Origin of the sequence: Parasphingomonas zepuensis, from assembly GCF_036663735.1 — a bacterium.
Classification (GTDB): Bacteria; Pseudomonadota; Alphaproteobacteria; order Sphingomonadales; family Sphingomonadaceae; genus Sphingomonas.
In genome coordinates, this window is sequence record NZ_JAXOJO010000001.1 from 40355 (window position 1) to 64695 (window position 24341).

The following is a 24341-nucleotide window of genomic DNA, read 5'->3' on the forward strand; positions in this document are numbered from 1 at the left end:
CCGCAGGCGTGACGAAATAATTCAGCAGACCTCGGCAGTGTTGGCGGGCAAGGGGCCGGGCGGAACGCGCGCGTCGCTCAGGTAAAAGGGGTCGGCCGGGATATGGTGCGACGCGCCATAGGCCTTGCCCAGCGCGGCATGGAGCGCCGGATCATAGGCCGCGAGATCGGCGTCGGACAGGATGCGGCGCCCATCGAAGATCGCTATACGGTTGGAATTGAACCAGAACTGGCTGCCCTCCGCCCAATATTCGCCGATGCTGGTCGAGGCATATTCGCGCTTCCATTTCCCCGCCTTCAGCGCGCCCGAATAAGCCCGCTCGACCTCGGCATAGAGCAGCGGATCGGCGCGTTTAATCGCGTCGAGCACGGCATGCGAGAATTCGTGGAGGAAGATCGTCTCGCCATAATAGCGCGAGGCGCGCTGTCCGAGCAGGTCCTCGGTAGCGCCACTGGTCAGGCGCCCCGCCATGCCCCGCGCGCGGGCGTTCCAATAAGCGCGGTCAGTGAGGCGGCCGATGCGCTCGTCATAATGCTTGCGCTCGCAATAGGTGAGGCGCGGATCGTCGCGCGCCGGTTTCTTCCAATGGCGCTGTTCGGGCAGGTCGAGCGTGCTCTCATCGGGCGCCATGATCGCGACGCGGACGCGCTCGGCGACCAGGACGCGGGCGAGATCGGGGCGGTGCGCGAGCATAGCCTCGACGATCGCCTTCGCCGCAAGCAGCGCCTGATCGGGGACCCTGGCCGAGGACAGGATCGGGATGCCACTGGCATCGACATATCTGGCGTAAAAGGGATCGACGCCAAGCGAGGCCGGCGGCGCCATGACTGGTTCCGCAATGGACGTCGACACGATGGCAACCACGGCCAGAAACAGATGCCGGATCATCGCGCTAACGAACCGATTCACATCATCATGGTATTTGCGCGCCGGCGCTGCCTGCCCGTGCGATCTCGGCTCTTTCCCGGATGCCGCTGCCCAGGTTCAAGGATCGCATCCACGATCTATCGGCTTTACCCGACAGCGCATCGAGCGTCACGAAATAGACGGGTTGATCGTCTTTCGGTCTCGGGACCACCATCTCACCGGGGCGGAGCGGCACTGCCTGCAGTTTGCACTGTGCTCTGATGCCAATATACATGTCGTTGGTCTTGATGCAGAACGCACCGGTGATGGCAAAACGATCCGCAGAATGCTCTTGGGCCGTCTCTGCGATGAGCTTGAGCATTTCCGGAAACAGCGTGAGGTAGCTGTCTCCGTAAATCAATCTGTTAGTGCTCGCCCCCGCCCAGATCAGGCGGAGCGCCGGCTTGTAGGAGATTTCCAGCGTGTCGCCGTTGCCAGTCTTGATACGACGGGCCTCTGCGGGATGAGCCAACCCGCAGAAAGCTGAAATGCAGATGGCAAGGGCGCAGGCTCTGCTCCATTTGCCTGACGCCCATGGCACTTCAGTAAACCCGCTTCTTCGGCTTGATATAGTCGATATCGTCAGTGAGCGTGTAATCGTGGACCGGGCGATAGCCGATGTTGGTCGCGCCGCCGGTGCCCGCCCAGCCGGTAAAGGTCGCCGTGGTGTGCTTCATCCAGTTCGCGTCGTCGCGCTCCGGGAAATCCTCGTTGACGTGCGCGCCCCGGCTTTCCTTGCGGTTGGCCGCCGAGTTCATCGTCACCACCGCCTGCGCAATGAGATTGTCGAGCTCAAGCGTCTCGACCAGATCGGTGTTCCAGATCAACGAGCGATCCTCGATGCCGATATCGGTCATCCGCTCATAGGTCTTGGCGATCTTGCCGACGCCTTCGTTGAGCAGCTCGTCCGAGCGGAACACGGCGCAATGCTTCTGCATGGTGCGCTGCATTTCGAGCCGCACCTCGGCGGTGGGCGAGCCGCCCTTGGCATTGCGGAAATGATCGAGCCGGCCGAGCGCCAGTTCTTCCGAGCCCTTGGGCAGCGGGTTGTGCGAGGTGTTGGGCTTGAGCGTCTCCTTGAGGCGCAGGCCGGTCGCGCGGCCGAACACCACGAGATCGATCAGCGAGTTGGAGCCGAGCCGGTTGGCGCCGTGGACTGAGACGCAGGCCGCTTCGCCGACCGCGAACAGGCCGGGCACGACGGTATCCGGGTTGCCGTCCTTCAGCTGGACGACCTCACCATGATAATTGGTCGGGATGCCGCCCATATTATAGTGCACCGTCGGGGTGACGGGCAGAGGCTGGCGGGTCAGATCGACGCCGGCGAAGATCTTGCCGGTCTCGGTGATGCCGGGCAGCCGCTCGTGCAGCACCTTGGGATCGATATGGTCGAGATGGAGATAGATATGATCCTTCTCCTTGCCGACGCCGCGGCCCTCGCGAATCTCCATCGCCATCGAGCGCGACACGACGTCGCGTGAAGCGAGATCCTTCGCGGATGGCGCATAGCGCTCCATGAAGCGCTCGCCCTCGGAGTTGGTCAGGTAACCGCCCTCGCCGCGCGCGCCCTCAGTGATGAGCACGCCGGCGCCGTAGATGCCGGTCGGGTGGAACTGGACGAATTCCATGTCCTGCAACGGCAGTCCCGCGCGCAGCACCATGCCGCCGCCGTCACCCGTGCAGGTATGCGCCGAGGTCGCGGAGAAATAGGTGCGGCCGTAACCGCCGGTGGCGAGCACCACGGCATGGCTGCGGAAGCGGTGGATCGATCCGTCGTCCATGCACAGCGCGATGACGCCGCGGCACTGGCCGTTCTCCATGATCAGATCGAGCGCGAAATATTCGACGTAGAAATCCGCGTCATACTTCAGGCTCTGCTGGTAGAGCGCGTGGAGCATGGCGTGGCCGGTGCGGTCCGCAGCGGCGCAGGTGCGCTGGGCGGGGGGCCCCTCGCCCATGTTCTGCATCATGCCGCCGAACGGGCGCTGATAGATCTTGCCTGCATCGGTGCGGCTGAACGGCACGCCGGCATGTTCGAGCTCATAGACGGCGGCGGGCGCCTCGCGGACCATATATTCGATCGCGTCCTGGTCGCCGAGCCAGTCCGAACCCTTCACGGTATCGAACATGTGCCAGGTCCAGTGATCCGGCCCCATATTGCCGAGGCTGGCGGCAATGCCGCCCTGCGCCGCGACGGTGTGGCTGCGCGTCGGGAACACCTTGGTGATGCAGGCCGTCTTCAGGCCGCTCTCCGCAATGCCCATGGTTGCGCGCAGGCCCGATCCGCCCGCGCCCACGACCACCGCATCATAAGTGTGGTCTATGATCTTGTAAGCGTCCGACATCAGGCGGCGACTCCGGCGGTGAAGGCGATCCTGAGGATCGAGAAGATGGCGATCGCGGCAGTCGTGATCACGAAGAAGTTGAGGGCGGCCATGGCCGCGACGCGGGCCTCGCCATGCGCATAATCCTCGATCAGCACCTGCAGGCCGAGGCGGAAATGGTAGAACACCGAAAGGATCAGCAGGGCCAGCGGGATCGCGACCCAGGCCGAGGCGATCCAGCCCTGCACGGTGGCGGCATCATAGCCGGGCAGCCGGGCGACCGAGATCACCAGCCACAGCATCAGGAACAGGTTGGAGCCGGCGGTGAGCCGCTGGTTCCACCAGTGATGCGTGCCCTCCTTGGCGGAGCCGAGGCCGCGGACGCGACCGAGTTCAGTGCCGTTGCCCATCTTATTTGCCCCCCAGGATATAGGCCCAATAGAGCGCGGTGAGAACGACCGAGACGATCATGGTGGACCAGGCGCCGATCCGGTTGCGCTTCAGCTCGAAGCCGGCACCGGTATCCATCACGAGATGGCGGATACCGCTCGCCATGTGCTGGAATAGCGACAGGGTCAGCCCGATGCCGATGATGTAGCCGAGCGCGTTCAGGCTGCCATCGGCATAAGTGAAGGTGTCGATGAAGACGGCATAGGCTTCCTTGCCCGACGCCAGCGCCGCCAGCCACCACACCAGCAGGAGCGTGCCGACCGTCGCCATGCCGTCGCCGGTGGCGCGGTGGAGGATCGAGACGGTCATGTGGACGCCCCATTTCCACGCCGTCAGATGCGGTGAAATCGGTCGGGCGGGGTTACGTGCGCTAGCCAAGGCAGGAAATCCTCTCGGACGAATGTGGCGCCGTATTAGTCCGCATGTGCTGCGATGCAAGGCGGATTGGTCGCGGACGGCCGGGGACAATCCGCAGTTTCGCCGGGAATCGGCCCGCCGCCTAACCACGCCTTAACCTAATCGGGCTAACCCGGCGGCGACCGCATCGCAGCGGAGGATCGCCTGTACGGAGTATCGCCCTTGATCCCCAGTGACTTGCCCGCACCCGGCACGATAGCCGCCAAAGTAGATATCGCGGCAAGGCTGCGCGTGTTCGACGTTGACGGATCGCTCGCCGCGGCGAGTCGCGCGGCGTGGCGGGTGATCGAGCCGGGCGTCCAGGCGATTTCGGCCGGCTATTGGGAGCAATGGCTGCGCTGCTTCGCCGACGACCGGGTGTGGTCGCAGCACGAAACCGAAAAGATGATCGAGATCGGCTGCGTATTCCTGCGCAACCGCTTCCTCGACACGACCGGCCGCGCCTGGATCGAGTCGATCGAGCGGTCAGTTGCGGCCGCTTATGTCGGCGGTGTCTCGCCGCTCGCCTTGCTGTCGATGATCAATGCCAGCGACCGGATCGCGCTTGGCGTGATCACCAAGGCAGTGGCCGGCGACGATGCGAAGCTGCCCGAGCTGATCGATACGCTGATGCGGCTCTCCGCGATCGAGGGCGAGATCACCGTCGCGATCTACAATCTCTATCGCGAGCATCTCGCCCAGGACGGGCGCGACACGCTCGCCGCCGATTTCCGCGACGGCATCGCCACGATGGTGGAGGCAGCGACTCAGGAATCGGGCGCGCTCCGCGGGCAATCGATCCGCACCTCGGCCGCGGCGCGGGGCATGCTGGTCAAGACGTCCGAAGTCGCCGCCGCGGCCGAGCAATCGGCGATGGCGATGCGCGAGGCGGCGCGTACTTCGGCCGGCCTGATCCGGGCGATCGAGGACGCCCGCGCCGAGGTCGAGGTGGCCGCCGAGATCGCGACGCGCGCATCGGGCGAGGCCGGCGCCGCGGTCGGCATGTCCGAAGCGCTGTCCGATCACGCCCAGTCGATCGAATCGATCCTGGGCCTGATCCGCGACATTGCCGGCCAGACCAATTTGCTCGCGCTCAACGCCACGATCGAGGCGGCACGGGCCGGCGACGCCGGGCGCGGCTTCGCGGTCGTAGCGCAGGAAGTGAAGTCACTCGCCAGCCAGACGGCGCGCGCGACCGACGACATCGCCGCCAAGATCGCGGCGATCCAGTCGGCCACCCGCTCGACCGTCGAGACCAATGCGTCGATCAAGTCGATCGTGTCTGAGGTGCAGGAGAGCGCCGGCCGCATCCGCGTGGCGATGGAGACCCAGGCGCAGACCGTGACCGCGATCACCGCCGCCGTCGACGAGACTGCGCTGGCCGCGGATTCGATGTCCAACACGATCGCGACGATCCGCGAGGATACCGAGAATGTGGCGAGCGAGATCGAGCGTGTCGGACAGGGTTTCGATTCACTGGATGGTAGGCTTGGCACGCTCAAGAACAGCGCGGGCGCATTCGTTGCGAAGGTGGCCGCGTGAGCAGGAGGGAAGAAGGACCGATGGCGCAGGAGAATGCCGAGATCATTGGGGGCTGGAGCGGCGATTCGCGTTCGATCGCAGAGCATATCGCCGAATATGACTGGGACCGGACGATCGCTCCCGGCGCGGCGGAGATCGCGCGCCTGATCAAAGGCAGCGAGGAAAGCATCGCCACGGAATTCTGGGAGCATTATCTCTCGTTGCCGGCGACCGCGCATATCCGCCAGCATTTCGACGCCGAGCGGATACGCAAGCGCGTCGCGAAGAGCGCCGCTTACACGCAGGCCAAATATAAGGGCGTGCTCGACGATGCCTGGATGATGATGGCGTTCCGCCACGCCGCGGATTCGCACAAGCACAACATCCCGCTGCCAGCGATGCTCTCGGCGATGGGCCGGGCGCACAGCCGCACGCTGGCGGTGATCGCCGAGAAGGTGGGCGAGGACGAGGCGAAATTCCGCCGGCTCGCCGACGTGATCCAGCGGCTCGGCCTGGTCGAGGCCAATGTCATGGCGTTGCATCTCGCCGCGCGCGACGTTGAGCGTGCGCGCGACGAGCGGCGGACGCGATCGGCACAGTTCAGCGAGAGCATCGCGCATTCGATCGAGGGCGCGGCATCGCTGGGCAATACCATCCGCGTCCAGGCGCAGCGCGCCTCGGCTTCGGCGCGCGGCATGCTGGGCAAGACCTCCGAAGTCGCCGCCGCGGCCGAGCAATCGGCAATGGCGATGCGCGAAGCGGCACGCACCTCGGCCGGCCTGATCCGCGCGATCGAGGAGGCACGCAGCGAGGTGGAGGCGGCGGCCGACATCGCGACGCGCGCCTCGGGCCAGGCGAGCCTGGCGGTAGGCATGTCCGAAACGCTGAGCGGCCATGCCCAGTCGATCGAATCGATCCTCGGCCTGATCCGCGACATCGCCGGGCAGACCAATCTGCTCGCGCTCAACGCGACGATCGAGGCGGCGCGCGCCGGTGACGCCGGACGCGGCTTCGCGGTGGTCGCGCAGGAAGTGAAGTCGCTCGCCAGCCAGACGGCGCGCGCGACCGACGACATCGCCACCAAGATCGCGGCGATCCAGTCCGCCACGCGATCGACCGTCGAGACCAACGCCTCGATCAAGGCGACCGTGACCGACGTGCAGGAAAGCGCCAACCGCATCCGGTTCGCGATGGAAGCGCAGGCGCAGACCGTCACTGCGATCACCGCCGCCGTCGATGAGACCGCACTGGCCGCGGATTCGATGTCCAACACGATCGCAACGATCCGCGAGGACACCGAAAATGTGGCAAGCGAGATCGATGCGCTGGGCCGGGAATTCGGCGAGGTCGACGACCGGCTCAACGGGCTGAAGGGCGCGGCGGACAATTTCTCGGCGAGTGTCGCGGCTTAAGCGAATCCTCCGAGAGTTCCTCCAGTATCCGGCGATGAGAAAGGTGCGGCCGGATTTCTCGCCGCGTCTGAAGGGATAGGCCAGGGTTCGCCGCGGTTGAATCGAGCAACGCGGCAGTGTCGCGTCGGGAGTGTCATGCGGTCGCTGACATTTTTTTGGCAGATGTTGTACAATGATCTGTACAATGTTTCGGTCGGGGTTTGGTCAGGAGGCATCATAGAGATTTTTGCGATGACCCATTGCGGGCGTTCGCGGTGAACCCCAAACCGGTCGCATGATCATCAGCCTCAACGGATGGCCCGGTGTCGGCAAACTGACCATCGGCCTGGAACTGGCGGATCTGCTGGGCGCGCGCCTGCTCGACAATCATAGCATGTTCAATGTCGCGATCGCCCTCACCGACTATCCGAGCCCGGCTTATTACGCGGCGGTCAGCGCCGTCCGGGACATAGCCTTCGACTATGCGCGGGCCCTGCCGACCGGCACGCCCCTGATCCTGACCGGCGTGAACGCGACGGGCGGGCCGAGCGGCTTTGCCGAAACGCATTGGCGCGCGATCCGCAACCTCGCGCATGACCGGGGCGTGCCGCTGCTGTCCGTCACGCTCGAATGTCAGGCCGGGGAGCGGGCGCGTCGCGTGGCTGAACCCGGACGGCGCACCAGCCGAAAGCTGCGCGACCCGGCCATCCTGGAGCGGCTGACGGCCAATCGCAGTCTGTTCGATGACGGCGCGGACTATCGACTGACCGTGGATACGACGTCAGCCGATGCGAGAGCCTGTGCTGCCAGGATATCATCCTGGATCGGCGTCACGATAGCTGCAGCTTGAGCATCTTCGCTCCGTCGCTCGCCATGAGCCCGATCTCGTAGCGCCACACGTCGAGCTCGAACACGCCCGCCGACGTGGACAGCTGGCTGGTCATCACGCCGGCACGGTGCCAGCCGAGCTTTTCGTAGAAGCGCGCGGCGCGCTGATTGCCGATCGCGCAGGCGAGCCATGCCGTGGTCGCGCCGCTGCCGCGCAACCGTGCAAGGGCATCGGCCATCAGCGCCGGGGCGACGCCCGTGCCGCGCGCATCGGCCGCGACGTAGAACTGATCGAGCTCGTTGCCCTTGAGCAGCGCGAAGCCGGCGAGCGCCCGGGACCGGACCGCGACGCGCACCAACGGCAGGGCGTTGGCGAGCCGTTCGCGGAAGCTCGCCAGGGTCCGCACCCGCGCGAGCGCCGCCGGCAGGATATCGGCATGGGCATCCTGCCAGCCGGCGAACCACAGCTGCGCCAGCCAGTCCAGGTCCGCCGCGGCGGCATCCCTGATGGTGATCTGATCCTCTGCCACGATGGCGAGGCTATCTGCGCGACGCGCGCGTTTCAATCGTGGCATGCAAGCTCCGGCGTCTCCAACAGGGGTGACGCCGCCGGGCGAGCGGCGCTATGTCGCGCGGCATGATCCATATCCTCCTCACCGGCAGCAGCCGCGGCATCGGTGCGGCGATCGCGACCGCGCTCGACCGTCCCGACATCAAGCTCGTCGGGCATGGCACCGCGAGCGGCATTCCCGCCGACTTCGCCGATCCCGCAGCGCCGACCGCCCTGTGGCAGGCGGCGCTGGAGCGGCTCGACGGGCGGATCGACGTGCTGATCAACAATGCCGGGGTGTTCGAGGCAAATCCGCTCGACCGGCCGCATGACGCCTGGGTGGCCGACTGGGAACGGACGATGCGCATCAACCTGACCGCGTCCGCCGAGCTGTGCCGGCTGGCGGTGCGCCACTGGCAGGAGCGCAAGGCGAGCGGGCGGATCGTCAACATCGCCAGCCGCGCCGCCTATCGCGGCGATTCGCCGGCGCACTGGCATTATGCCGCGTCCAAGGCCGGCATGGTGGCGATGACCAAATCGATCGCGCGCGGCTACGCGGCCGAGGGCATCCTGGCCTTTGCGGTATGCCCGGGCTTCACCATGACCGGCATGGCCGAGGACTATCTGGCGAGCCGCGGCGGCGACAAATTGCTGGCGGACATTCCCCTGGGTCGGGTTGCGGCGCCGGAGGAAGTGGCCGAGACGGCGCGCTTCCTTGCGCTGGACGCGCCGCCCTCGATGACCGGCGGGGTGATCGACGTCAACGGCGCGAGCTATGTGCGATAAGGGATTTCGCCTGATTGGGTTATCCGTGGACATTTCACCCAGCCCGCCTTTCTTCTGCCCGGGCGAAGGTCGGGTCCAGTTGGGCGGATCCTGAAATGCAGTGCGACACCCGTTTCGTTCTGTCCCCCGACGGGGCCCCGGCCTTCGCCGGGGAAGCAAGTTAAAAAGAGAATGGTGGCGCGTCATGGCCGATAGCTGGAAACTCACCTTGCCCTGCACCCGTGCCGAGGCGGAGGCGATCGACGTCGATTTTCCGGCGCTGGCGATGCTCGATCCGCCGCCGGTGCTGATGACCAGCGAAGAGGTGATGGACGACGCGCAGAGCTGGCGGCTCGACGCCTATTTCGAGAGCGAGCCCGATGCCGCGACGATCGCCGCGATCCGCGCGCTGGTGCCGAGCGCGGCGCGCAGCAAGGCGCGGGCCGAGCGAGTGATCGAGCAGGACTGGATCACGCTGAGCCAGGCGGGGATCGAGCCCGTCCATGCCGGGCGCTTCTACGTCCATACCGATGCCAATCGCGGCACGCCGCCGCCGGGGACGCATGCATTCCGGATCGAGGCGAGCCGGGCGTTCGGCACCGGCCAGCACGAGACGACGAGCGGCTGCCTGGGGACGCTCGATGCGCTGAAGCGGCACGGCGCAGTGTTCCGCAACATCGCCGATATCGGGACGGGCACCGGCCTGCTGGCTTTTGCGGCGATGCATTTGTGGCCGCGGGCCTATGCGACGGCATCGGACATCGATCCGGCATCGATCGACGTGACGGCGGAGAATGCCGACCTCAACGGCGTGGCGCTGGGCCGCGGCATGGGGCAGCTGGCGCTCGCGGTCGCATCCGGGCTCGATCATCCGCTGATCGCGCGGCGGGCGCCGTACGACCTGATCGTCGCCAATATCCTGGCCGGACCGCTGATCGCGCTGGCCCCGGCGATCGGCGCCGCGCTCGCGCCGGGCGGGACTTTGGTGCTGGCCGGGCTGCTCGAAGGGCAGGCGAAAACGGTAGCGCGCGCCTATCGCCGCGAGGGGCTGTGGCTGGCGGGGCGGACCATGCTGGGCGAATGGCCGACCCTGCGGTTGCGCAAGCGGCAGCTGCTTGGCTGGCGGCGGCCGGTGCGGGATAGTGGGAAAGAGGCGGAGACGCCGGGCTTCGGGAGCTGGTGACTAGAGGGCGGCTGCCTTCTCTCGAGCGTAGTCCTGGGTGCCATGAGTCAGGACGAGATCTTCCGGCAGGATCTGGGCGACGGGCACGTCGGGTTGCGCCATTATATCCTTGTAAAGCGGGGCGAAATCGGTTTCGACGGTGGCGCGGAGCAGTTCGTCGAAGCTGGGGATCACGAAGTAATTCTGTTGGAAATCGTCGATGCGATATTCCGTGCGCATGACCCGCTTCAGATCGAAGGCGATGCGGTTCGGGCTTGGATCGTCGAGCGCGAAGCGGGTTTCGGCGAAGCTCGATACGATGCCCGAGCCGTAGATGCGCAACCCCTCCGGCTCGGCGATCAGGCCGAATTCGACCGTGTACCAATAAAGCCGGGACAGATGCTGGAGCGCGCCGAGCTCCAGCGCACGCTGGCCGCCGCGGCCATACGCGGCGAGATAATCGGCGAACACCGGATCGGCCAGCATCGGGACATGGCCGAACACGTCGTGGAACACGTCCGGTTCCTGCAGGTAATCGAGCTGATCGGGACGGCGGATGAAATTGCCGGCGACGAAGCGGCGATTGGCCATATGATCGAAGAACACGTCATCCGGCACAAGCCCGGGCACAGCGACGACCTGCCAGCCGGTCAGGCCCATCAGCCGTTCGGACAATTCCTCGAAATCGGGGATGCCGGGCTTCGACAGTTTCAGCACGTCGAGCCCGCGCAAATAAGCCTCCGACGCGCGGCCGGGGAGGAGCTTCGCCTGGCGATCGAACAAGGTATCCCACACCGCATGTTCCGCCGCGCTGTAATGCGCCCAGTCCTGCGGGACCGTCCAGTCAGCCGCGGCGCCGGCGGGAGGACGATCGAGAACATGCGTATCGTCTGTCATCGAAATACCATATCACACTCGCGATGCGGCCGAAAATCCATCCCGCCCGAACGGTCGCAAAGCGCGCCGGCCTGGTCGCGGCGGGGCTGATCGCCCTGCTGATCGTTTATGCAACGGCCGGGATGATCGGCGGATCCATTCCATCCAACACGGGCTGGACGCAGGCGGCGACGGGCGTGCGCATCTATGTCCAGAGCAATGGCATCCATACCGGGATCGTCGTGCCGGTGGTGGCGGACGGGGTGGACTGGCGCGATGTGGCGCGCGCCGAAGACCTGCGCGATCCGCGCTATGCGGCGTATAGCCATGTCTCGTTCGGCTGGGGCGACCGCGGCTTCTATGTCGAGACGCCGACCTGGGCCGATGTGAAGCCGCTGACCGTGCTGGCCGCGGCGGTGGGCAGCGAGCGCACGGTGCTGCATGTCGACCATTTGCCCGAGCCGCGCGTTGACGCCGATACCCGCGCGATCACGCTGCGGCCCGAGGAGTATCGCCGCCTTGCCGATTTCATCCGCGCCACCTTTCGCAGCGAGAACGGCCAGCGGCCGGCGCATCAATATGGCTATGCCGGTTACGATGCGTTCTACGAAGCGCGAGGCCATTATTCGGCGATCCGGACCTGCAACGCCTGGACCGGCGAGGCGCTGCGCCATGCCGGCGTGCGGATCGGCGCCTGGACGCCCTTTCCCGTGACCGTGCTAGGATGGTTCGCCCAATGAACGACACCAGACCACCCTCCCCGTGGCTATGGGCGGCGGAAGTGCCGCGCGGTGCCTATGGGCTGGCCGAGTTCTTCTGGCGGCGGCGAGCGCTCGCCACCGGGCCGAAGGGCGATGGGCGACCGATCCTGATCCTGCCCGGGCTGGTCAATGCCGATCGCTCCAACTTCGCACTGCGCGGTTATCTCAACCGGCTCGGCTACCGTGCCTATGGCTGGGGGCTCGGTCGCAACTATGGCAGCCGGGCGATCGGCCCCGAGGGCGAGAAGCTGTTCGCGCGGATCCGCGAGATTCATGACGAGACCGGCCAGCCAGTGACGCTGATCGGGGTAAGCCTGGGCGGGATGATGGCGCGGCTGGCGGCGCACCGCGTGCCGGAGCTGGTGCGCGAAGTGATCACGGTGAGCTCACCTTTCGCGGGATCGCCGCGCGCGACCAATGTGTGGCGGGCGTTCGAATGGCTATCCGGCGAGAAGATCGACGATCCCCATGTGCTGGCGATCGGCGAGGAAGTGGCCTCGCCCCTGCCCGTGCCGACCACCGCGATCTGGAGCGCGAGCGATGGACTGGTCGCCGGCGCGATCTGCCAGGAACCCGGTGCGCGCAACATCCGGGTGCGCAGCAGTCATATGGGCGTGCAGGTGCGGCCCGAGGTGCTGCTGGCGATCGCGAAGGTTCTGGCGGGCAAGGAATAGAGGGCGCCGCCTGGCGTCGTTAGTCCCGGTCCCGCTCGCGATCGCGGTCGCGCTCTTCTTCGCGGCGGGCCTTGCGGTCTTCCCTGGCGCGCTTCTCGTCAGCCTTGCGTTGCTTGCGACCGGCGTTGCGATCGGCTTCGTCCTGGCTGGTGGTCGCCCAGTCGGCACCCTGGCTTACGATCTTGACCGGGGCGGTCACGACGCTGGCGACGGTGCGCACGCAGCCCCCGGCGAGCAGGGGGAGGAGCAGCATCGCCGGCAACAGGAACTTGCGCATGATCGTTTCTTTCACTTGGCCCGGGCATCCCGCGCTTCGACGCCGATAGCGGTGAAATCGGTGAAGAAGCCATCGATGCCAAGATCGAGATAACGCCGAATATCGTCCGAAAGACGGCCATGACCGCGCGGATTGATGCCCGTGCGCAACGACGCGGGCAGGAAGAAATTCTCTGCGCGGAAAGTCCAGGGATGGACGCGCAGGCCAGCGGCATGGGCATCCGCGACCAGAGTGGAGGGCGGCGCATCGCCCTTGATGATCATGTCCTTGCTTGGACCGATGCCGTACGCATAGGCCGCAATCGCCTTCAGCCCGGCGGGCGTGGCCATCTCGGCATAGCTGGACGCGGCACCATCGGCGGGCGCGCCGGACGCATCCATCAGCTGGATCAGGCGGATGCCGGTAAGCTTATGCAGCGCCTTGAGATTGTTGACCTCGAACGACTGGATGAACACCGGGGCGCTCGCATCCTTCCAGCCGGCGGCGTTCAGCTGTTCGACGAGCTTTTCGTTCGTCGGCAGGCCGATCGAGGCGAAATAGCTCGGATGCTTGGTCTCGGGATAGACGCCGACAGTGCGCCCGCCGACCGAATATTGTTTCGCCAGCGCGATGATCTCGAGAAAGGTCGGGATTTCGAACTGGCCGTCATATTGCGCATTGTCGGGGCGGAGCATCGGCAGCCGCTCCTTCGCGCGCAGCGTCTTCAGCTCGACGAGGGTGAAGTCCTCGGTGAACCAGCCGGTGTGCTTCTCGCCGTCGATCACCTTGGTCGTCTTGCGGCCGGCGAATTCGGGATGCTTCGCGACGTCCGTCGTGTCGGTGATGTCGTTCTCGTGCCGCGCGACCAGCACGCCGTCCTTGGTCGGCACCAGATCGGGTTCGATGAAATCGGCGCCCTGTTCGATCGCGAGCCGATAGGCAGCGATGGTATGTTCGGGGCGCAGCCCGCTGACGCCGCGGTGCGCGATCACGATAGGGGGCGAAAGCGGGGTCACCGGCGCGGTCTGCCCGATCGCGCCGGCGGGCGCCAGCACGAGCAGGCTGGCGACGATATTTCGCGATCGTAACGACAGACGAAAAAGTTTCACTATGCTATCCATTCCCGGAAACCATCCTTACCCGACGCGTTACCCCACCAAGCCAGAAGGGGCGATTCCATGCAGTTCACGATCAACGGCCAGCAGCGCGAAGCCGAGCCGGATATCCGCGCTTCCCTGCTCGATCTGCTCCGCGAGCATCTCGCCCTGACAGGCACCAAGAAGGGCTGCGACCATGGCCAGTGCGGTGCGTGCACCGTGCTGGTGAACGGCCGGCGGATCAATTCGTGTCTCACGCTGGCGGTGATGCACCAGGATGATGACATTATAACGATCGAAGGACTGGGCAGCGCCGACGCGCTGCACCCGATGCAGGCGGCGTTCGTGAAGCATGACGGATTCCAGTGCGGTTACTGCACGCCGGGGCAGATCTGTTCGGCGGTCGGCATGCTCGACGAAGTGGCGAAGGGCTGGCCGAGCCATGTCAGCGTGTCGCTCGACGATGTGGCGCTGAGCGAGACGGAGATATCGGAACGGATGAGTGGCAATCTCTGCCGCTGTTCGGCCTATCCCAATATCGTCGACGCCATTGCCGAAGTGGCAGGACTCGAACCCGCCAATCGCGAGGTGGCCGGCGCATGAAGACTTTCGCGTATTCGCGGGCGGAGTCGCCCGAGGCCGCCGTCGCGGCCGGCGGCCGGTTCATTGCCGGCGGCACCAACCTGCTCGACCTAATGAAGCTGCAGATCGAGACGCCGGACCGGTTGGTGGACATCAGCCGGCTCGATCTCGCCGAGATCGAGGTGCGTCCCGATGGCGGGCTGACGATCGGCGCGCTGGTGCCGAACAGCGATCTCGCCGCCGACCCGCGCGTGATCGCGGGCTATCCGGTGCTCAGCCGCGCGCTTCTGGCGGGGGCATCCGGCCAATTGCGCAACAAGGCGTCGACCGGCGGCAATCTGCTGCAGCGGACGCGCTGCTATTATTTCTACGATACCGCCATGCCGTGCAACAAGCGCGAGCCCGGTTCGGGCTGCTCGGCGCAGGGCGGGTTCAACCGCATCCTCGCGATCCTCGGCACGAGCGAGCAGTGCATCGCGACTCATCCGAGCGATATGGCGGTGGCGATGCGGGCGCTCGACGCGACGATCGTGACGCTGACGCCGGACGGCGACCGGCGGCGGATCGCGATCGGCGACTTTTATCGCCTGCCCGGCGACACGCCGCAGATCGAGACGGTGCTGCATCCGGGCGAGCTGATCACGCATGTAGAGCTGCCGCCGCCGCCGGAAGGCAAGCAAGTGTACCGCAAGGTGCGCGACCGGGCATCCTACGCCTTTGCGCTCGTCTCGGTCGCCGGGATCGTCTCGGTCGAGGACGGCAAGATCGCGTCGGCCGCGCTGGCGTTCGGCGGGCTCGGGCCGATGCCGTGGCGCGACCCGGCAGTCGAGGCAGCTTTGATCGGCCAGGCGCCCTCGACCGCTGCCTTCGAAGCTGCGGCGGATGCGCTGCTGGCGGACGCAAGGGGTTACGGATCGAACGACTTCAAGATCCCCCTTACCCGCCGCACGCTGATCGCGTGCCTGCGCGACCTGACCGAGTGATGCCCGGGCGCGATGCCCTGACCATGGACCAGCCGGTTCCGGCGAGCCTGCTCGACACCGGCGCGCAAGGCCTGATCGGCGCGCCGATCGAACGGACCGAGGGGCGGCTCAAGGTTTCGGGCAGCGCGCCCTATTCGGCCGAGTATGATTTTCCCGGCCTGGTCTATGGCGTGCTGATCGGTGCGCGGTTCGCGCGCGGGACGGTGACGGCGATCGATGCGTCGGTCGCGAAAGCGATGCCGGGCGTGATCGACGTGGTCAGCGACCTCAACACCTTCCTGCGCAACCCACAGCAGGCCGGCACGCCCAAGGCGCCCACCCAGGGCGTGCGCGACGTGCGCTATGCCGGGGAGATCGTGGCGATCGTCGTCGCCGAAAGCTTCGAGCAGGCCCGCGATGCCGCCGCCGCCGTGCGCGTCGAGCATGAGCCAGTCGCGGGCCGGTTCGATTTCAGGCAGCATCGCGCCGAGGCCGACCGGCCGGCCGACCGGCTGGTCCCGGCGCACAGCACCCAAGGCGATGTCGATTCGGCGATGCTGAAGGCGCGCTTCACGGTCGACCGGATATGGACCACGCCGAGCCAGAGCAGCGCGGCAATGGAGCCGCACGCGTCGATCGCCGCCTGGGAAGGCGACCAGCTGACCCTGCACGGCTCCTATCAGGTGGTTGCGCATAACCGCCTGCAGCTGGCCGACGCGCTTGGGGTGAAGCCGGACAAGGTGCGGCTTGTCGCGCGCTATGTCGGCGGCGGATTCGGATCGAAGCTGGGCATCGCACCAGAGACCGTCGCGGCCGCGCTTGCCGCGAAGCAGGTCGGGCGCCCGGTAAAGGTGGTGATGACCCGGCCACAGGTGTTCGAGACGACCATTCGCCGTTCCAACACCGAGCAGCGCCTGCGGCTTGGCGCCGACGAGCAGGGCGTGCTGACGGCGATCGGCCATGAGACCTTGTGCAGCAACCTGCCGGGCGAACCCTATTTCGAGCCGGCCGGGGTCGCGACGCATTTCCTGTATGGCGGCGAGAACCGGCACATTACCCACGATGTAGTCCGGCTCGATCAATTGCTGGCCGGATCGATGCGCGCGCCGGGCGAAGGCAGCGGGATGCTGGCGCTCGAAAGCGCGATGGACGAACTGGCCGAAGCCGTCGGCATCGACCCGGTGGAACTGCGCAAGCGCAACGATCCGGCCGTCGATCCGGAAAGCGGCGTGCCTTTTTCCACGCGGCAGCTGACGCGCTGCCTCGACGAGGGCGCAGCGCAGTTCGGCTGGGACCGGCGCGATGCGACACCGGGCAACCGGCGCGAGGGCGAATGGCTGATCGGGCTCGGCGTGGCCGCGGCGGCGCGCAGCAACCTGTTGCGGCCATCGATCGCCCGTGTGGCGATCACGCCGGCGGGCACGGCGATCGTCGAGACCGACATGACCGATATCGGCACCGGCAGCTACACCATCCTGGGGCAGATCGCGGGCGAGCTGCTGGGTCTGCCGATCGACCGGGTCGACGTGCGGCTGGGCGACAGCGACTTTCCGCCGGCCGCGGGATCGGGCGGATCGTACGGCGCGACCTCGAGCGGGTCCTCCGTCTATCTCGCCTGCGAGAAGCTGCGTGTGCTGCTGGCCGAGGCGATGGGCTGCCCGGAGGACGCGCTGACCCTGAAGGACGGGTTCGCCATCGCCGACAATCGCAGCGTCGCGATCGGCACGCTGGCCGGCGACGGGCTGACGGCGACCGGCGAGATCGCCCCGGGCAGGCAGGCGAAGGACACCCGCCAGGCAGCCTATGGGGCGCATTTCTGCGAGGTCGGCGTGAACGCGATCACCGGCGAAGTGCGCGTGCGGCGGATGCTGGGCGTGTTCGCGGCGGGGCGCATCCTCAATGCGCGCACCGCGAGGAGCCAGGCGATCGGCGGCATGATCTTCGGCATCGGCGCGGCGCTGACCGAGGACCTGATCCACGATCCGCGCAACGGCAAGGTCGTGAACCGCGATCTTGGGGAATATCACGTGCCCGCCCATGCCGATGTGCCGCATATCGACGTGACGTTCCTGCCGGAGCGCGACGTGCACGCCAACCCGCTCCACGCCAAGGGCATCGGCGAGCTCGGCATCTGCGGCGCGGGCGCGGCGGTGGCCAATGCGATCTACAATGCCTGCGGCGTGCGCGTGCGGGACTTTCCGATCACGCTGGACAAGCTGCTGGCGGGATTGCCGGATCTATGACTTCCGTACGTATCGGCGCCCTCGTCCCGCCAAAACCTGCTTCCCCGGCGAAGGCCGGGGTCCAGTCGGGGGACAGAAGCAACAACGCGCACCGCGCTGTCGCAACCGTTCCGTACCTGGACCCCGGCCTTCGCCGGGGAAGGGCAAGTGTTCGAGGCACCTATCGAGACGGGCCCGTAGCGCCCGGAGGCAAACCATGACCGATTACAAGATGGACGCCGATCATCCCGGCCTCGCGCTCGATCGCGGGGTGCAGGACGTGCTGGGCAGGGGCGTGGAGCGCGTCGAGGGTCTGCTCAAGGTGACGGGCACGGCGACCTATGGTTACGAGCACCAGATCGAGAATGTCGCTTACGGCTTCCTGATCACCGCCCCGGCCGCGAAGGGCAAGGTGACCGGGTTCGACATCGCCGCGGCGCGTGCCCTGCCCGGCGTGATCGACATCATCGTCGACGACCAGCGCATCCCGCGACAGGCGGCGGCCTTCGCGCCGGCAGCGAACGGCAATGACGCGATCGACCACTGGGACCAGGTGATCGGCGCGGCGATCGCCACCAGCTTCGAGGCGGCACGCGATGCCGCGCGCACGGTGCGAGTCAGCATCGAGCCGGAAGACGGGCGCTTCGATACGCAGGCGCATGTCGCCGAGGCGAGCGGCCCGCCCAAGGATTCGCGCCTGCAGGACATGGCGATGGGCGATATCGATGTGGCGATGGCCGAGGCCGCCGCCAGCATCGACCAGGTCTATGCCACGCCGAACCAGGTCCATGCCGCGATGGAGCCGCACGCGTCGATCGCGGTGTGGGAGGGCGAGAAGCTGACGCTCTATTCGAGCCTGCAGATCCTGAACGCTTCGAAGAAGATCCTCGCCGGGGCGATCGGCATCGATCCCGCGAACGTCCGGATCGTCTCGCCCTATATCGGCGGCGGCTTCGGCGGGAAGATGCTTGGGCCGGAGGCAGTGATGGCCGCGATCGCCGCGCAGCGGATCGGCCGCCCGGTGAAGATTGCGATGAGCCGGTCGCAGCTGTTCCACAATGTCTATCGCCGCACCGATACGCATCAGCGCATCCGCCTCGCCGCGGATGCCGATGGCAAGCTGACCGCGATCGGGCATGACAGCGTGGTGAGCCAGGGCCCCGACGGCGGCTTCATGGAGCCGGTCGCGCTCGGCACGATCTCGCTCTACGCCGCGCCGGTGCGCAAGATCAGCCACAAGGTGGTGACGCTCGACATGGTCATGGCGGGCGCGGTCCGCGCGCCGGGCGAAGCCGTCGGCATGCTCGCGCTGGAAACGGCGATGGACGAAATGGCCGAGCAGCTTGGCCGCGACCCGGTCGACTTCCGCAAGCTGAATGATCCTCAGGTCGATCCGACGACGGGCGCGCCCTTTTCGACCCGGCGGCTGGTCGAATGTCTCGACGAAGGCGCGCGGCGCTTTGGCTGGGCAAGGCGCCAGGCGACGCCCGGATCGGTGCGCGAGGGCGAATGGCTGATCGGCATGGGCATGGCCGCGGCAGTGCGGATCAACCTGCTGGTCGATTCCGAAGCGCGGGTGACACTCGGCACTGACGGCCGCGCCACGGTCGAGACCGACATGACCGATATCGGCACCGGCACATACACCATCCTCGCCCAGATCGCGGGCGAGTCGCTTGGGCTGCCGGTCCACTGCGTGGACGTGCGGCTGGGCGACACCAATTACCCGGCCGGCGCGGGATCGGGCGGATCGTTCGGCGCGGCCAGCGCCGGATCCTCGGTTGCTCTCGCCTGCGAGGATATCGTCGCCGAGCTGGCGAAGCGGATGGAAACCAGCCCGGAGAACATGACGCTGAAGGACGGCCACGCCATTGCCGGCAATCGCCGCGTCGGACTCGACGCGCTGGTCGGCGACGCGCCGCTGATTGCGACGGGCAAGATCAGCCAGGGCAAGAATGCGCGGTCTTTCAGCCAGGCAGCGCACGGCGCGCAGTTCGCCGAGGTGGCCGTCAACGCAGTGACCGGCATGGTGCGGGTACGGCGGATGCTCGGCGTGTTCGAGGCGGGGCGCATCCTCAACGCCCGCACCGCGCGGAGCCAGGCGATCGGCGGGATGATCTGGGGCATCGGCTATGCGCTGATGGAAGGCGCCGAGATCGACCAGCGCCACGGCCAGTTCGTGAACCATGATCTCGGCGAATATCATGTGCCGGTGCATGCCGATGTGCCGCATCTCGACGTGCATTTTATCGAGGATATCGACCGGCACGCCAACCCGATCGGGGCCAAGGGGCTGGGCGAGCTGACCATCTCCGGCGCGGGCGCCGCAGTGACCAACGCGATCTACAATGCGTGCGGCGTGCGCGTGCGGGAATTCCCGATGACGCTGGACAAGCTGCTGGCGGGGTTGCCGCCGGTATGAAGCGCCCCATCTACCCTGCGTGCGCTGCTCAACAACCGTGACGTCGCCCGACGTCAACGGATCCGGGATATCCAATGGCCGATAACGACACAGTCCTTGCCGCAGCCGCCGCCTGGAAGGGCGCACCGATGGCGATCGCCACGGTGGTATCGACCTGGGGATCGGCGCCGCGGCCGCGCGGCAGCCATATGCTGGTCAATGCCGATGGCCGGTTCGAGGGATCCGTCTCGGGTGGATGCGTGGAGAGCGACATCCTCGCCACCGCTGCCGAGGTGATTGCGGGCGCGCCGTTCCAGGTGAAGAATTACGGCGTGGCGGACGCGGCGGCCTGGGAAGTCGGCCTGCCCTGTGGCGGCGAGATCGCGGTGATGGTGCAGCCGGTATCGGCAGAGGGCTTCGATCCGGAATTGTTCGACCGCATCGCCGAAGCGCGCGACGCGGGCAAGGCGCTCACCATCGCGACGGACCTGGCGACCGGGCACAGCGACGCACGGCCGCTCGAGACCGGATCGGCCTTTCTCAACCGCTATGACCCCCCGCGCCGGCTGCTGATCGTCGGCGCGGTGCAGATCGCGCAGGCGCTGGCCGGCCTGGCGCGGGAACTCGGCATCGATACGGTGGTGATCGATCCGCGCGCCCGCTTCCTGACCGAGGAGCGTTTCCCCGGCGTGACGCTCGACGACCGCTGGCCCGACGAAGCCGTCGCCGCTTATGTGCCCGGGCCTTCGACCGCGGTGGTGACGCTGAGCCACGATACCAAGATCGACGATCCGGCGCTGCTGGCGGCGCTCGCCGCGCCGACCGCCTATGTCGGCGCCCTGGGATCGCGGCGCAGCCATGCCGCGCGGCGGGAACGGCTCGCGGCGCAGGGGGTTGGCGCAGCCGAGCTCGACCGGATCGACGCGCCCGTCGGGCTCGACATCGGCGCGATCGGCCCGGCCGAGATCGCGCTGTCGATCGCCGCGGCGATGGTGGGTGCGTTCAACCAGCGGGACGGCAAGCCGGCATGATCAGCGTCGAGAAGACCATGCTCATCCTGCTCGCGGCCGGCCGATCCGAGCGGTTCGGCGATATCGACAAGCTGGAGCAGGAATTCCTCGGCCATCCGCTCGCGATGCACGTCGTGACGGCGTTCGAGGACGTTCCGTTCCAGTCCCGCCTGGTGGTGAAGAACGGCACCGACCTGGATTTCGGCAGCCGCGGCTACCGCGTTATCCATAATGACGAGCCGATGATCGGCATGTCCCGCTCCGTGAAGCTCGGCGTGGAATGCGCGAAGAGCGATGGCGCCGAGGCCGTGCTGATCGCCCTGGCCGACATGCCGCGGGTGACGGCGGCGCATGTCTATCGCCTGCTCGACGCAGCGGATTCGCACGATGCGGTGGTCGCGTCGAGCGATGGGGTGAACCCCTGCCCGCCCGCCATCTTCGCGGCGGGGCGGTTCGATTCGCTGCTGACGCTAGAGGGCGATGCCGGCGCGCGCGACCTGGTACGCGCGGGCAGGCACGTCGTGACATCGCCGGCCGAACTGATCGACATCGATACGCCAGAGGACCTGCAGCGGTTGCGGAGCCTGGTGCGGCCGTAGCGTCACAGCGCGTCGCGACTGGGAAATCCGGGCTTCGACTTCCCCAAGATTCACTTTGTGGCCAATCCCGATCATTCCTATCAGTATGATGGGGATTAAAACAATCGGACCAAAGGGGGCCTCATGTCTTTAAGCTCGATCACGCTCATGCTGCTTGCCAGCACCGCTTCCGGTGCGATCACGGAAACGCCGGCGGTGGCAGCCAAAACCCCGCAGGTAACCCCCGGTGAAGTCGAGCGGACCCCGCAGGACGTCCAGCGTACGTCGGCAGCTTCCGACATCGTCGTCACGGCGCGCCGCCGGCAGGAAGCTGTGCAGGACGTGCCGATCCCTATTTCCGTCGTCGGCGTGAAGGAGCTGGACAGCACCGGCAGCTTCAACATGCAGCGCCTCCAGCAGCTTCAGCCGACGCTGCAATTCTATTCGACCAACCCGCGCAATTCCGCCGTCAACATCCGCGGCCTCGGCGCGCCGCTCGGCCTGACCAATGACGGCATCGACCAGGGCGTCGGCGTCTATATCGACCAGGTCTATTTCAGCCGCGTCGCGGTCGCGACGCTCGACTTCCTCGACGTCCAGCAGATCGAAACGCTGCGCGGACCGCAGGGCACGCTGTACGGCAAGAACACCGTCGCCGGCGCGATCAACATCACGTCCAAGGCGCCGAGCTTCTCGCTCGAGGGCCGCGCCGAGGTCTCGATCGGTAACCTCGCCTTCAAGCAGGCCAAGGCATCGATCTCGGGCCCGCTCAGCGACACCGTCGCCGCCCGCATCGGCATTTCGGCGACCAGCCGCCGCGGCACCATCTTCAACGTGGCGACCGGCAATTACGTCAACGAACAGGACAATATCGGCATCCGCGGCGCCCTGCTGTGGAACGCCGCCGACAATCTCCGCTTCACCCTGTCGGGCGATTACAACCGCCAGGATCCGGAATGCTGCGCGCAGATCTTCGTGCGGGTCGGCTCGACCCAGCGCCCCGCCAGCCGGCAATATGATCAGCTGTCCGCCGCGCAGAATTATGTCGTGCCAAGCCGTAACGCGTTCGACCGGCTGACCGACGTCGATGCGGATCTGAACGCGCTGAACGTGCTGGGCGGCGCATCGCTGCGCGGCGAACTCGACCTCGGCTCGGGCACGCTCACCTCGGTCACTGCATGGCGCTTCTGGGATTGGGGCCCGGCCAATGACCGCGATTTCACCGGCTTGCCGATCACCACCCTGTCGCAGAACCCGACCAAGCAGAACCAGTACACCCAGGAACTCCGCTATGCCGGCAAGGGCAACGGCTTCGATTATGTCGTCGGCGCCTTCGCCTTCTACCAGGACATCCACACGACCGGCGTGCAGCGGCAGGGCCCGGCGGCCAGCCGCTGGCTGATCAATCCGAACACCCCGCTTCTGGCGAACGACCCGACCGTGCTCGACGGCCTGACCGCGAACAACGATATCCGCCTGAAGAACTTCAGCGGCGCGGTGTTCGGCAAGCTCAACTGGGATGTGACGGACAAGTTCACGGTGTCGCCGGGCGCGCGCGTCAATTACGACGACAAGGTCGGTTCCTATGTCAGCATCGTGCGCGACGCGCAGGGCAATCTGGTGCCCTATAGCGGCGGCACCGCCCGCCAGGCAGCGCAGCGCGACGCGATCCAGCCGCAGTCCTTCACGGACGAAACCTATCGCGCGTGGAACCTCACTTATGATCTGACCTTGTCCTACAAGCCGACGCGCGACGTGCTGGTGTATGGCACCTATGCCCATACGTTCAAATCGGGCGGCCTCAACCTCAACGGCGTTCCGGTGGTGAACGGTGTCGTCCAGACTCAGCTGGCCCAGGTCGACCCCGAAAAGGTCGATCACTTCGAGCTTGGGCTGAAATCGCAGTTCTGGGATCGCAAGGCGACGTTCAACGTCAGCGCCTTCTGGACCGAGATCAAGGACTATCAGGCTGTCGTCAACAACAGCTCAACCTCGACCCTGCGCGGGTACCTCGCCAATGCCGGCAAGGTGCGCGTGCGCGGCGTGGAGGCCGATTTCTCGATCCGACCGTCCGACCGTCTCAATCTCTACGTGAACGGCGCGTACACCGACCATGAATATGTCGACTTCAAGAACGCCCCCTGCCCGCCCGAGCTTTCGGGCGGCGGCAGCGGCGCGGTGATCGGCGCGCCGGGCGCACCGGGCACCAACAGCCCGACGGTGTGCGACATTTCCGGCCAGTGGCTGCCGGGCATCTCGAAGGTCGCCTTCTCCTATGGCGGCGAATATAATGTGCCGGTCCAGATCTTCGGCGCAGACGGCAAGGCCTATCTCGGCGTGGATGCGAACTCGCGGTCGAAATTCTCGTCGAACGCCTCGCGCTCGATCTATACCGACATCGACGGCTACACCCTGGCGAACGCCCGCATCGGCTTCCGGACCGACAGCTTCAACATCTTCGGCTGGGTCCGCAACGTCTTCGACAAGGATTATTACGAGATCCTGGCGACGACCCCGGGCAATACCGGCCTGATCGCCGGCAATGTCGGCGACCCGCGCACCTATGGCATCACGCTCGGCGCCAGCTTCTGAGCTTCATGATCCTCCCCATGCACGGCATGGGGAGGAT

Annotated in this window: 23 protein-coding genes; 14 read left to right on the forward strand and 9 right to left on the reverse strand. The window is 66.5% G+C overall.

Going from position 1 to position 24341, the window contains the following annotated elements; all coding sequences use genetic code 11:
- Positions 1-21 precede the first annotated feature (21 nt).
- From U1769_RS00195 to sdhC, 5 genes are all read right to left on the reverse strand, one after another.
- The gene (locus U1769_RS00195; protein ID WP_332710647.1) at positions 22-909 is read right to left on the reverse strand and encodes a glycoside hydrolase; all 888 of its coding nucleotides are present in this window, start codon (positions 907-909) and stop codon (positions 22-24) included.
- A 4-nt stretch (positions 910-913) separates the two neighbouring features.
- Positions 914-1378, reverse strand: coding sequence for a hypothetical protein (locus U1769_RS00200; RefSeq protein WP_332710649.1), 465 nt, complete (start codon positions 1376-1378; stop codon positions 914-916).
- A 70-nt stretch (positions 1379-1448) separates the two neighbouring features.
- Complete coding sequence (sdhA, locus tag U1769_RS00205; RefSeq protein WP_332710650.1) at positions 1449-3251, reverse strand: succinate dehydrogenase flavoprotein subunit; 1803 nt, start codon at positions 3249-3251, stop codon at positions 1449-1451.
- Complete coding sequence (sdhD, locus tag U1769_RS00210) at positions 3251-3640, reverse strand: succinate dehydrogenase, hydrophobic membrane anchor protein (RefSeq protein ID WP_332710652.1); 390 nt, start codon at positions 3638-3640, stop codon at positions 3251-3253. Before sdhD ends, sdhA begins: the two co-directional genes overlap by 1 nt.
- A 1-nt stretch (position 3641) precedes the next feature.
- A complete protein-coding gene (gene sdhC, locus U1769_RS00215) occupies positions 3642-4058 on the reverse strand; it encodes a succinate dehydrogenase, cytochrome b556 subunit (protein ID WP_332710654.1) in 417 nt (138 codons plus the stop codon).
- Positions 4059-4274: 216 nt separating this feature from the next.
- On the opposite strand from sdhC, the gene U1769_RS00220 reads away from it, so the two are divergent.
- From U1769_RS00220 to U1769_RS00230, 3 genes are all read left to right on the forward strand, one after another.
- A complete protein-coding gene (locus U1769_RS00220) occupies positions 4275-5618 on the forward strand; it encodes a methyl-accepting chemotaxis protein (protein WP_443030193.1) in 1344 nt (447 codons plus the stop codon).
- A gap of 20 nt (positions 5619-5638) precedes the next feature.
- Positions 5639-7009 (forward strand): methyl-accepting chemotaxis protein, encoded by a 1371-nt coding sequence (locus U1769_RS00225; protein WP_332713554.1) that lies wholly within the window; start codon positions 5639-5641, stop codon positions 7007-7009.
- 274 nt (positions 7010-7283) lie between these two features.
- Positions 7284-7838, forward strand: a complete 555-nt coding sequence (locus U1769_RS00230) for a P-loop nucleotide/nucleoside kinase family protein (protein ID WP_332710657.1) — start codon at positions 7284-7286, stop codon at positions 7836-7838.
- Here U1769_RS00230 and U1769_RS00235 read toward each other — a convergent pair.
- Positions 7819-8346, reverse strand: a complete 528-nt coding sequence (locus U1769_RS00235) for a GNAT family N-acetyltransferase (protein WP_332710658.1) — start codon at positions 8344-8346, stop codon at positions 7819-7821. The genes U1769_RS00230 and U1769_RS00235 overlap by 20 nt on opposite strands.
- Before the next feature lie 107 nt (positions 8347-8453).
- Here U1769_RS00235 and U1769_RS00240 point away from each other — a divergent pair, with 107 nt between their 5' ends.
- Complete coding sequence (locus U1769_RS00240) at positions 8454-9152, forward strand: SDR family NAD(P)-dependent oxidoreductase (protein WP_332710660.1); 699 nt, start codon at positions 8454-8456, stop codon at positions 9150-9152.
- A 184-nt stretch (positions 9153-9336) separates the two neighbouring features.
- A complete protein-coding gene (locus U1769_RS00245; RefSeq protein WP_332710662.1) occupies positions 9337-10314 on the forward strand; it encodes a 50S ribosomal protein L11 methyltransferase in 978 nt (325 codons plus the stop codon).
- Here the strand turns inward: U1769_RS00245 and phhA are convergent, their stop codons facing one another.
- On the reverse strand, positions 10315-11190 hold the full coding sequence (gene phhA, locus U1769_RS00250) for a phenylalanine 4-monooxygenase (protein WP_332710664.1): 876 nt from the start codon (positions 11188-11190) through the stop codon (positions 10315-10317).
- Positions 11191-11213: 23 nt separating this feature from the next.
- Here phhA and U1769_RS00255 point away from each other — a divergent pair, with 23 nt between their 5' ends.
- Both U1769_RS00255 and U1769_RS00260 read left to right on the forward strand, forming a co-directional pair.
- On the forward strand, positions 11214-11909 hold the full coding sequence (locus tag U1769_RS00255; RefSeq protein ID WP_332710666.1) for a TIGR02117 family protein: 696 nt from the start codon (positions 11214-11216) through the stop codon (positions 11907-11909).
- On the forward strand, positions 11906-12604 hold the full coding sequence (locus tag U1769_RS00260) for an esterase/lipase family protein (protein ID WP_332710668.1): 699 nt from the start codon (positions 11906-11908) through the stop codon (positions 12602-12604). The genes U1769_RS00255 and U1769_RS00260 overlap by 4 nt, the downstream gene beginning before the upstream one ends.
- A gap of 19 nt (positions 12605-12623) precedes the next feature.
- Here U1769_RS00260 and U1769_RS00265 read toward each other — a convergent pair whose 3' ends face one another.
- Both U1769_RS00265 and U1769_RS00270 read right to left on the reverse strand, forming a co-directional pair.
- Positions 12624-12896 (reverse strand): hypothetical protein, encoded by a 273-nt coding sequence (locus U1769_RS00265; RefSeq protein ID WP_332710670.1) that lies wholly within the window; start codon positions 12894-12896, stop codon positions 12624-12626.
- A complete protein-coding gene (locus tag U1769_RS00270; protein WP_443030194.1) occupies positions 12893-13921 on the reverse strand; it encodes a glycerophosphodiester phosphodiesterase in 1029 nt (342 codons plus the stop codon). The genes U1769_RS00265 and U1769_RS00270 overlap by 4 nt, the downstream gene beginning before the upstream one ends.
- Before the next feature lie 117 nt (positions 13922-14038).
- Between U1769_RS00270 and U1769_RS00275 the strand changes: the two genes are divergently transcribed.
- From U1769_RS00275 to U1769_RS00305, 7 genes are all read left to right on the forward strand, one after another.
- The gene (locus tag U1769_RS00275) at positions 14039-14560 is read left to right on the forward strand and encodes a 2Fe-2S iron-sulfur cluster-binding protein (RefSeq protein WP_332710671.1); all 522 of its coding nucleotides are present in this window, start codon (positions 14039-14041) and stop codon (positions 14558-14560) included.
- The gene (locus U1769_RS00280) at positions 14557-15522 is read left to right on the forward strand and encodes an FAD binding domain-containing protein (protein ID WP_332710672.1); all 966 of its coding nucleotides are present in this window, start codon (positions 14557-14559) and stop codon (positions 15520-15522) included. The genes U1769_RS00275 and U1769_RS00280 overlap by 4 nt, the downstream gene beginning before the upstream one ends.
- Complete coding sequence (locus U1769_RS00285) at positions 15522-17744, forward strand: xanthine dehydrogenase family protein molybdopterin-binding subunit (protein ID WP_332710674.1); 2223 nt, start codon at positions 15522-15524, stop codon at positions 17742-17744. Before U1769_RS00280 ends, U1769_RS00285 begins: the two co-directional genes overlap by 1 nt.
- A gap of 196 nt (positions 17745-17940) precedes the next feature.
- Complete coding sequence (locus U1769_RS00290) at positions 17941-20145, forward strand: molybdopterin cofactor-binding domain-containing protein (RefSeq protein ID WP_332710675.1); 2205 nt, start codon at positions 17941-17943, stop codon at positions 20143-20145.
- Positions 20146-20219: 74 nt separating this feature from the next.
- The gene (locus tag U1769_RS00295; protein ID WP_332710677.1) at positions 20220-21155 is read left to right on the forward strand and encodes an XdhC family protein; all 936 of its coding nucleotides are present in this window, start codon (positions 20220-20222) and stop codon (positions 21153-21155) included.
- Positions 21152-21733 (forward strand): nucleotidyltransferase family protein, encoded by a 582-nt coding sequence (locus U1769_RS00300; RefSeq protein WP_332710679.1) that lies wholly within the window; start codon positions 21152-21154, stop codon positions 21731-21733. The genes U1769_RS00295 and U1769_RS00300 overlap by 4 nt, the downstream gene beginning before the upstream one ends.
- Positions 21734-21856: 123 nt before the next feature.
- Complete coding sequence (locus tag U1769_RS00305) at positions 21857-24304, forward strand: TonB-dependent receptor (protein WP_332710681.1); 2448 nt, start codon at positions 21857-21859, stop codon at positions 24302-24304.
- The last annotated feature ends 37 nt before the right edge of the window (positions 24305-24341 follow it).